Annotated in this window: 6 protein-coding genes; all 6 read left to right on the top strand. The window is 65.2% G+C overall.

Annotated elements, in window-relative coordinates; all coding sequences use genetic code 11:
- Positions 1 to 243 precede the first annotated feature (243 nt).
- The 6 genes from AB4Y63_RS19130 (at position 244) to AB4Y63_RS19105 (ending at position 7,038) form a co-directional block, all read left to right on the top strand.
- Positions 244 to 786, top strand: a complete 543-nt coding sequence (locus AB4Y63_RS19130) for a hypothetical protein (protein WP_441792655.1) — start codon at positions 244 to 246, stop codon at positions 784 to 786.
- Positions 787 to 802: 16 nt separating this feature from the next.
- Positions 803 to 2,203, top strand: coding sequence for a sensor histidine kinase (locus AB4Y63_RS19125; protein ID WP_441792656.1), 1,401 nt, complete (start codon positions 803 to 805; stop codon positions 2,201 to 2,203).
- Positions 2,200 to 2,880, top strand: coding sequence for a response regulator (locus AB4Y63_RS19120; RefSeq protein ID WP_441792654.1), 681 nt, complete (start codon positions 2,200 to 2,202; stop codon positions 2,878 to 2,880). The genes AB4Y63_RS19125 and AB4Y63_RS19120 overlap by 4 nt, the downstream gene beginning before the upstream one ends.
- A gap of 160 nt (positions 2,881 to 3,040) precedes the next feature.
- Positions 3,041 to 3,520 carry a DUF3151 domain-containing protein gene (locus tag AB4Y63_RS19115; RefSeq protein ID WP_441792653.1) on the top strand — a complete coding sequence of 160 codons (480 nt, stop codon included), beginning with the start codon at positions 3,041 to 3,043 and terminating at the stop codon, positions 3,518 to 3,520.
- Positions 3,521 to 3,680: 160 nt separating this feature from the next.
- On the top strand, positions 3,681 to 4,967 hold the full coding sequence (locus AB4Y63_RS19110) for an adenylosuccinate synthase (protein ID WP_441792652.1): 1,287 nt from the start codon (positions 3,681 to 3,683) through the stop codon (positions 4,965 to 4,967).
- A 148-nt stretch (positions 4,968 to 5,115) separates the two neighbouring features.
- Complete coding sequence (locus AB4Y63_RS19105) at positions 5,116 to 7,038, top strand: InlB B-repeat-containing protein (protein WP_441792651.1); 1,923 nt, start codon at positions 5,116 to 5,118, stop codon at positions 7,036 to 7,038.
- The last annotated feature ends 418 nt before the right edge of the window (positions 7,039 to 7,456 follow it).

Raw genomic sequence — 7,456 nt, 5'->3', positions numbered from 1 at the left:
TACGTCGCCAAACGCACCCAAGAAGGCAAGACCCCCGAGAAGATCCTGCGCTGCCTCAAGCGCTACATCGCACGCTCACTCTTCAGGAAACTCAACGCGAACGCCACTTGACACGACCCATAGAAGCGTCGACAGGCTCGATCACCGGTAATCTCCACCCGCATGTCCACCCCAGGGTTGTGGGCAGGGCGAGGCCTTCTCGAAAAGCTTGATCTACCTCGATCAGCTTCCCAGGAGATCCTCATGACCGTTCAACTTCTCGCCAACGCACTGCTCATCGTCGCGCTGCTCTGCTGGATCGGCTATCGCCAGGTCACCTGGCAGCCCGTGTCGATCACCCGGATGTGGCGGATGCCGATCGCGCTCGGTCTGATCGGCCTGTTCACCCTGACCCGTGGCAGCATTGTCATTCACCTCACCACGCTCGACCTGGCGATCTTCCTCATCGAGATCGTCATCTCACTTGGTGTCGGCGCGGCCATGGGCGCGATGGCGACGTTCCGCCCGCTCGGTCGTGAGGCTGCGGAAGCGAAGGTTTCCCGCTCCGCACGGCGCGGCGGCGGTCTCATCCCGACCTTGGAAAGCCGCACCGGATGGATCGGTCTCGTTCTCTGGATCGGTCTCATCGCAGTGCGCGTCGGCCTCGACGTTTACGCGACGTCGCTGGGCTCGCAATTGGCTGCATCCGCCGGAATGATCTTCATCATGTTCGCCGCCAACCGCGCGGCCCGTGCCCTCGTCTTCGCCTACCGCGTCGACCGACTTGCTCCCGTCGCTGCAGCATGATTGTCAGGTGAGCGAAATGCGGGCACCCGAGCGGCAGCCGATGACGGCGACGGATGCCGCAGCGCGTGCTCGCGCATCGGCGCGCGCTGCATCGCAGCCGCAGAGTCTGCTCGGCCGAATCCTTAACCTGCTCGGGGCCGGCGTGGTCGGCTATACCCTTCTTATCGATGTCGGTCCGGCACTCTCTGCGGAGAAGCCGATCATCGTGATCACCGTCATCGCGGTCGTGGCCTGGATTGTCAGGGTGCTCGTCCCACAGCGTTGGGCGGCGGTCGCACTCGCCGCAGAACTTGTGATGATCGCCGCGGGCGCGCTGGCCGCCGTTCCCACCAATGGGCTCGCGATCGCCCCTGCATTCGCCGGTATCGTGATGCTGCTCGGCCGTCCATCGCGGCCGATCCCTCTCGGGCTGTCGGCCGGTGTCGCGGGCGTGGCACTCATCGCGATCGGGGCATTGTTGGCCCCGGCCCTCCCACTTCTCCTCCTCAGCATGGAAGGTGTCTTCGTGCTGGCGGCGGTGCTCGGGTTCAGCCGGCGCCAGAACCGCCTCGCCGACGCGACAACCCGACTCTTGCTCGAAGAGCGGGTCGCATTCGAGCAGGAGCGCGCCAGGTCGGCGACGCTGGCCGAGCGTTCTCGCATTGCCCGCGACATCCACGACGTCTTGGCGCACAGCCTGGGTGGTCTCGTGATTCAGCTCGATGCGGTGGAAGCACTTCTCGAGGCCGGTGAAGTCGAGGCAGCCGAACGGCGCGTGGCCGATGCCCGGGCTCTCGCCGCATCGGGCCTCGGTGAGGCGCGCCGCGCTGTCGATGCTCTGCGCGAGCCGGAGGCCGAGGCGAATGGGGCCGTCGCGCCCGCCGATTTCGAGCGCAGCCTTCAGGATCTGCTGAACGCCCACCGAACGCTCGGTGGCACGGTCGACTTCGTCGAGCGGGGAGATGCGCTCCCGCTGGATTCCGCGCAGGCGGATGCACTGCATCGAGGCCTGCAGGAGTGCCTCAGTAACTCGCGCAAGCATGCGCCGGGCCAGCCCGTCGAAGTGCTGCTGGAGTGGGCGGCCGCCCGGGTGGCTTTGACGGTGACCAACCGGATGCCGCGGAGCGGGTATCCATCGGGTCAGGCGTTAATCAATCCGGCGAGCCCTTCGTTGGGCCCAGTTTCGAACCCGGGGTCGAACCCGGGGTCGAACCCGGGGTCGAACCCTCTGTCGAACCCTCTGTCGAACCCGACGGCTGCGGAGGGTGGCGCCGAAAGCCTCGCCCGAACCGGCGGAGGTCACGGCTTGACCGGGATGCAGGAGCGCCTCGATGCGCTTGCACCTGGCGCCGGCCTGCGCGCGGGAGTCGCCGACGATAACTTTGTGGTGACCCTGGATCTGAACCTGGGCGGGCCGAGGGAAGGACCAACGCCATGATTGAGCCCGGCGTGATCCGCGTGGTGGTTGCCGACGATCAGGCGATCATTCGCGATGGTCTGGTCACCGTGCTGTCGCTGTTGCCCGACATCTCTATCGTCGGCGAGGCGGCGAATGGTGTTGAGGCTGTGCGGGTAGCCGCTGAAACCCGGCCCGATGTTGTTCTGATGGACTTGCGGATGCCCATTCTTGACGGGGTAGGAGCCACGTCGCAGATCCTGAGCGAGAACCCGGGAACAGCGATTCTTGTGTTGACCACCTATGCCGACGACGCGTCGATCCTGGGCGCCCTGCGCGCCGGTGCGCGCGGCTATCTCACCAAGGACGCGAGTCGGGCCGAAGTCGCCGCCGCCGTGCGTGCCGTCGCGAGCGGCCAAACGACCCTCGCCGCCGGTGTCGGCGACCGAGTGATCAACTCGCTGCTGGGCGCTTCCGCTGCAGCCGACGGGTCGGAACTCGCATCCGCGTCTGCATCAGAGATCTTCGCCTCCCGATTCCCGACGCTGACCCAGCGCGAACGTGAGGTGCTCGCTCTCGTCGGTGACGGCTTGAGCAATCCGGAGATCGCCGCAGCCCTTTTCGTCAGTGTCGCAACGGTCAAGACCCACATCAACGCGATCTTTACCAAGCTGGCGCTGCGCGATCGGGCGCAGGCGATCGCTCTCGTGCGTTCCTGAACGAACTGGTCATGTTTCGCTTCGATGGGCTGAAGCGGATGTCGCACGGTGCGGCCACGGCCGACCATGAGTTCGATCGAGCACGCTGCACAGTAAGTCCCGGGACGGCCCGTCGCGACGTCACCCAGGTGCGGCCGAAGTCCCCGGGTTAGCATCGAGTATGCCCGGTGAAAATTTGCTCGATCAGCCTGAGATTCTCCTCCCCGCAGAACCGGAGGTGCTCGAAGCGCTCAGTCGAGCGGGGCGGCACGAGCTCGACACCGTCGCCGCGGCGCACCCGACGTCGTCGCTCGCCTGGGCTGCGTTGGCCGATGCGGCCTACGCGAACGGTCGCATCCTCGAGTCTTATGCCTATGCCCGAGTCGGCTATCACCGTGGCCTCGACGCGCTGCGCAAGGCCGGATGGCGCGGGCAGGGCCTGATTCCGTGGCGTCACCAGCCCAACCGCGGCGTGCTGCGCGCGCTCTATGCGCTGCGTCGTGCCGCTGCTGAGATCGGCGAGACCGATGAGGTCACCCGATTGACCACGTTCTTGAACGATTCGGATCCTTCGGCCATTGCCCGGATCGAATCTGAACACACGGCGACGCAGCTGATCCCGGTGATCGGCCGCGAGAATACGGCGACCCCAGAACACTGAAACCCCGCGTCCAACCCGACCCGCGTGACGTGAGGCCCGCCTCCTCGCGAGGCCGTCCAGCCGGGGCCAAGCAGGCGCCCCGGTAAGATGGGGTGGACCCTGCGCTGCACGGCGCCGCCTCGGGGGCCGGCCAGCGAGTTCATCAGGAGGAGCACGAGACATGCCAGCGATTGTTCTGATCGGCGCCCAGTGGGGCGACGAAGGCAAGGGAAAAGCAACCGACCTGCTCGGAAGCCGCGTCGACTATGTCGTCAAGTTCAACGGCGGTAACAACGCCGGACACACGGTTGTCGTCGGCAACGAGAAGTACGCCCTGCACCTGCTGCCTTCCGGCATCCTGAGCCCCGGGGTCACCCCGGTCATCTCGAACGGCGTCGTCGTCGACATCGAGGTGCTCTTCGAAGAGCTCGATGCGCTGATGGCGCGCGGCGTCGACGTCTCCAAACTCAAGGTGAGCGCTAACGCGCACGTCATCACCTCCTACCACCGCACCCTTGACAAGGTGACGGAGCGCTTTCTCGGAAAGCGTCAGATCGGCACCACCGGTCGCGGCATCGGCCCGACCTATGCCGACAAGATCAACCGCGTCGGCATCCGCATTCAAGACCTGTTCGACGAGAACATTCTGCGCCAGAAGGTGGAGGGTGCGCTCGAGCAGAAGAACAACATGCTCGTCAAGATGTACAACCGCCGCGCGATCACCGTCGACGAGATCGTCACCGATCTGCTCAGCTATGCCGAGCGTCTGCGTCCGATGGTCGACGACACCGCGCTGACCCTGCACCTGGCACTCGACGCCGGCAAGACCGTGCTCTTCGAGGGCGGCCAGGCCACGATGCTGGATGTCGACCACGGCACGTACCCGTTCGTCACGTCGTCGAACGCCACGTCGGGTGGCGCGGTGACCGGTTCCGGCATCGCCCCGAACCGCATCGACCGCGTGATCGCCGTCGTCAAGGCGTACACGACTCGTGTCGGCGCCGGCCCGTTCCCGACCGAACTGTTCGACGAGTCCGGCGAGTTCTTGCGCGCCAAGGGCTTCGAGTTCGGCACCACGACCGGTCGTCCCCGGCGCACCGGTTGGTACGACGCCCCGATCGCGCGCTACACAGCACGCATCAACGGTGTCACCGACTTCGTGCTCACCAAGCTCGACGTGCTCACCGGCCTTCCGACGATTCCGGTCTGCGTCGCCTATGACGTCGACGGTGTGCGCTTCGACGAGGTGCCTGTCAACCAGTCGGACTTCCACCACGCGACCCCGATCCTTCAGGAGTTCCCGGGCTGGACCGAAGACATCACCGGCGTGCGCAACTTCGAAGACCTTCCGAAGAACGCGCAGGACTACGTGCTCGCGCTCGAGGCCATGAGCGGATCGCGCATCTCGGCGATCGGTGTCGGCCCCGACCGCGAGGCGATCGTGGTGCGTCACGACCTGATCGACTAAGCGAGCGTTTTCTGCCTGACCTGACCCGCCGCATCCACTCGGATGCGGCGGGTTTTTTCCCCCAATTCGGGGCGGGATCGGTAAAAGCGCATTTGATGACCCCCTCTGTCACTACGCTGAGCGCGGCCCAGTTTCGATGGAGGATTAGATGAGCCGAATGATGTCGTTCCGCCCGAGAGTTTCCGCACCACAGCTGCGACGTCTAATCGCCCTCGCCGTCGTCGTTCCGCTGATGTCGAGTGGCATCGTCGCTGGCTCGGCACTCGCGGCCACCGCCGCTGATATGTCGACAACTGTGACCACCGACGTCGAGCTTGCTGCAGCCTTCGACGCTGCATCCGGCGCAGGCAACACCGTGACCCTCGGCGCCGACATCGTCGCGGGCGGACTGACCGTTCCCGCCGGAGCGACCGTGACGCTCAGCTTGAACGGATATGAGCTGACCGCGACGGGCGCGCCGGAGCGAGCGGGCATCGCGGTGAGGGTCGGTTCGACGCTGAACGTCGACGGACCGGGCGAGTTGACGGCGAATGGTGGTGATTCAGCTTCAGGAATCGGAAGTCCGGTCGGTGACAATACGCCTGCCGGCGGTGCGGGAACCATCATCATTCGCGGTGGAACGATCCACGCCAACGGGGGGAGGCTGGGTGCCGGCATCGGCAGCGGTGGGTGGTCAGAGGGCGGAACCATCAGAATCACCGGCGGTACTGTGACGGCGCAGGGCGGCGAAGCAGCAGCTGGAATCGGCAGTGGTTACAACCGCGGCGTCGGATCAATCAGCATTTCCGGTGGATCGGTGATCGCTCTGGGCGGTACCGACGGGGCCGGCATCGGCAGCGGTGTTCAAAGCTCATCCGGCACCCTGTCGATTTCGGGTGGAAACGTCGCCGCGATCGGCGGAAACCGCGCAGCGGGACTGGGCGGTGGCTATACCAGCACCGGCTTGGCGGTCAGTATCACCGGCGGCTCGGTGGTCGCGGGCGGTGGCACGGGTATCGCCATCGGTGCCGGCGAGGACAACCCCGGTGATTACTTCGGTTCACTTTCGAACAGTGGAAATCTGCAAACCGCGCCGGGAAGCACACTTCGGATTCCTGCGGGACAAACCTTTGTCAACTCAGGAACGTTCGTGAACGGCGGCACTCTCGTCGTCAATGGAGTGCTCGAGAACTCGGGATCTCTCTCGGGCGGAGTAGCCACGATCACTGGAATCCTGGTTAACACTGGAACTCTTCCCTCGGGAATTGCGATCGACGTCCCGGCGCTGACGGTCCACTTCAATGATGGAGATGCCAGTCACGGGAGTGTCGAAGTCTATGCTCCGACCCTTCAAACCGTCATCGACGCGGGTGTCGTTGCCGAAAGGCCGACCCGACCTGCATACGACTTTGTCGGCTGGTTCACTGCGCCAACTGGAGGCGCAGCCTGGGACGCCGCGACGGTGCTGAGCAGAGACACCGGCCTCTTCGCACAGTGGATGATCCGCACCTACACGGTGACGTTCGACACGCGGGGCGGCAACATGGTCGACCCGCAGCAGATCGACCACGGAAATCTGGCAAGCGTGCCGACTCCGCCGGTGCGCGTCGGTTATGTTTTCGCGGGGTGGACCGCGGATGAGTCGGGCTCGGACGCCTGGGATTCGACCGTGGCGGTGACCGATGATCTGACGCTGTACGCCAAGTGGACAGTTCTGGGCCTGACCGTGAGCTTCGATTCACGAGGGGGCAGTGTTGTTGCCGAGGCATTCGTTGCCTACGGCAACACGATTGCTCCTCCTTCGGACCCGACCCGCGACGGCTACACCTTCGCCGGTTGGACGACGGATGCGAAGGGCTCGGTTGCTTGGGACCTGCGCGAGGGAGTGACGGCTGATCTCACGCTCTACGCGGCCTGGGAGCTCGTAGCGGTAACCCCGACCCCAACGCCCACCCCAACGGCGACGGCCCCGGCCGGATCCGGGCTCGCGAGCACCGGCTGGAACGGGAACCTCGCTCCTCTGCTCGCGCTCGGTCTGCTGATTGCGGGAATGACCGGCCTCGTCTTCGTGCGTCGCCGTCGCCTGCGCTAAACCGCACCACGGACTGCGCACCGTGCTGGCCCTCGAGGGCTAGTGCGCCCAACGGGCCTCAGCTTTTGCTGGGGCCCGTTTCTCGCTAAGTCGATGTCGTCCGCGCCCACGTTCGTCGAGCCGTGGCGAATGACGGGTTTGGGGTGCCGAAAGTGGTGATTTGCCACGGTTCGACGCGGGGTGGGGGCCGGGGAACTGCCCGGATGCGTGGGGCCGCGCCGGGGGAGGCCAGGTGGGGGCGGGTGGCGACACGCCCGGGATGAGGGTCGGGTTTGCGGGGTCTGCGAAAACCCACGTATAGTCATCTCTTGTCACCCCAAAGGTTCGGTCAGCGGCAAGCTGAGCGGCCTCAAGCGGGGCCAATCCCAAACAAAACACAAACGGACTTGTTCGTTTCATTCTTTGTTTGATGAGTTTG

Source organism: Leifsonia sp. YAF41 (genome assembly GCF_052113185.1).
Taxonomy (GTDB): domain Bacteria; phylum Actinomycetota; class Actinomycetes; order Actinomycetales; family Microbacteriaceae; genus Cryobacterium.
This window is presented reverse-complemented; position numbering and strand designations above follow the sequence as displayed.

What these genes read in the sequence shown, in the direction of transcription:
- AB4Y63_RS19120 (WP_441792654.1), top strand. Translation starts at nt 2,200, where the DNA reads ATGATTGAGCCCGGCGTGATCCGCGTGGTGGTTGCCGACGATCAGGCG.
- AB4Y63_RS19115 (WP_441792653.1), top strand. Translation starts at nt 3,041, where the DNA reads ATGCCCGGTGAAAATTTGCTCGATCAGCCTGAGATTCTCCTCCCCGCA.
- AB4Y63_RS19105 (WP_441792651.1), top strand. Translation starts at nt 5,116, where the DNA reads ATGAGCCGAATGATGTCGTTCCGCCCGAGAGTTTCCGCACCACAGCTG.
- AB4Y63_RS19125 (WP_441792656.1), top strand. Translation starts at nt 803, where the DNA reads ATGCGGGCACCCGAGCGGCAGCCGATGACGGCGACGGATGCCGCAGCG.
- AB4Y63_RS19110 (WP_441792652.1), top strand. Translation starts at nt 3,681, where the DNA reads ATGCCAGCGATTGTTCTGATCGGCGCCCAGTGGGGCGACGAAGGCAAG.
- AB4Y63_RS19130 (WP_441792655.1), top strand. Translation starts at nt 244, where the DNA reads ATGACCGTTCAACTTCTCGCCAACGCACTGCTCATCGTCGCGCTGCTC.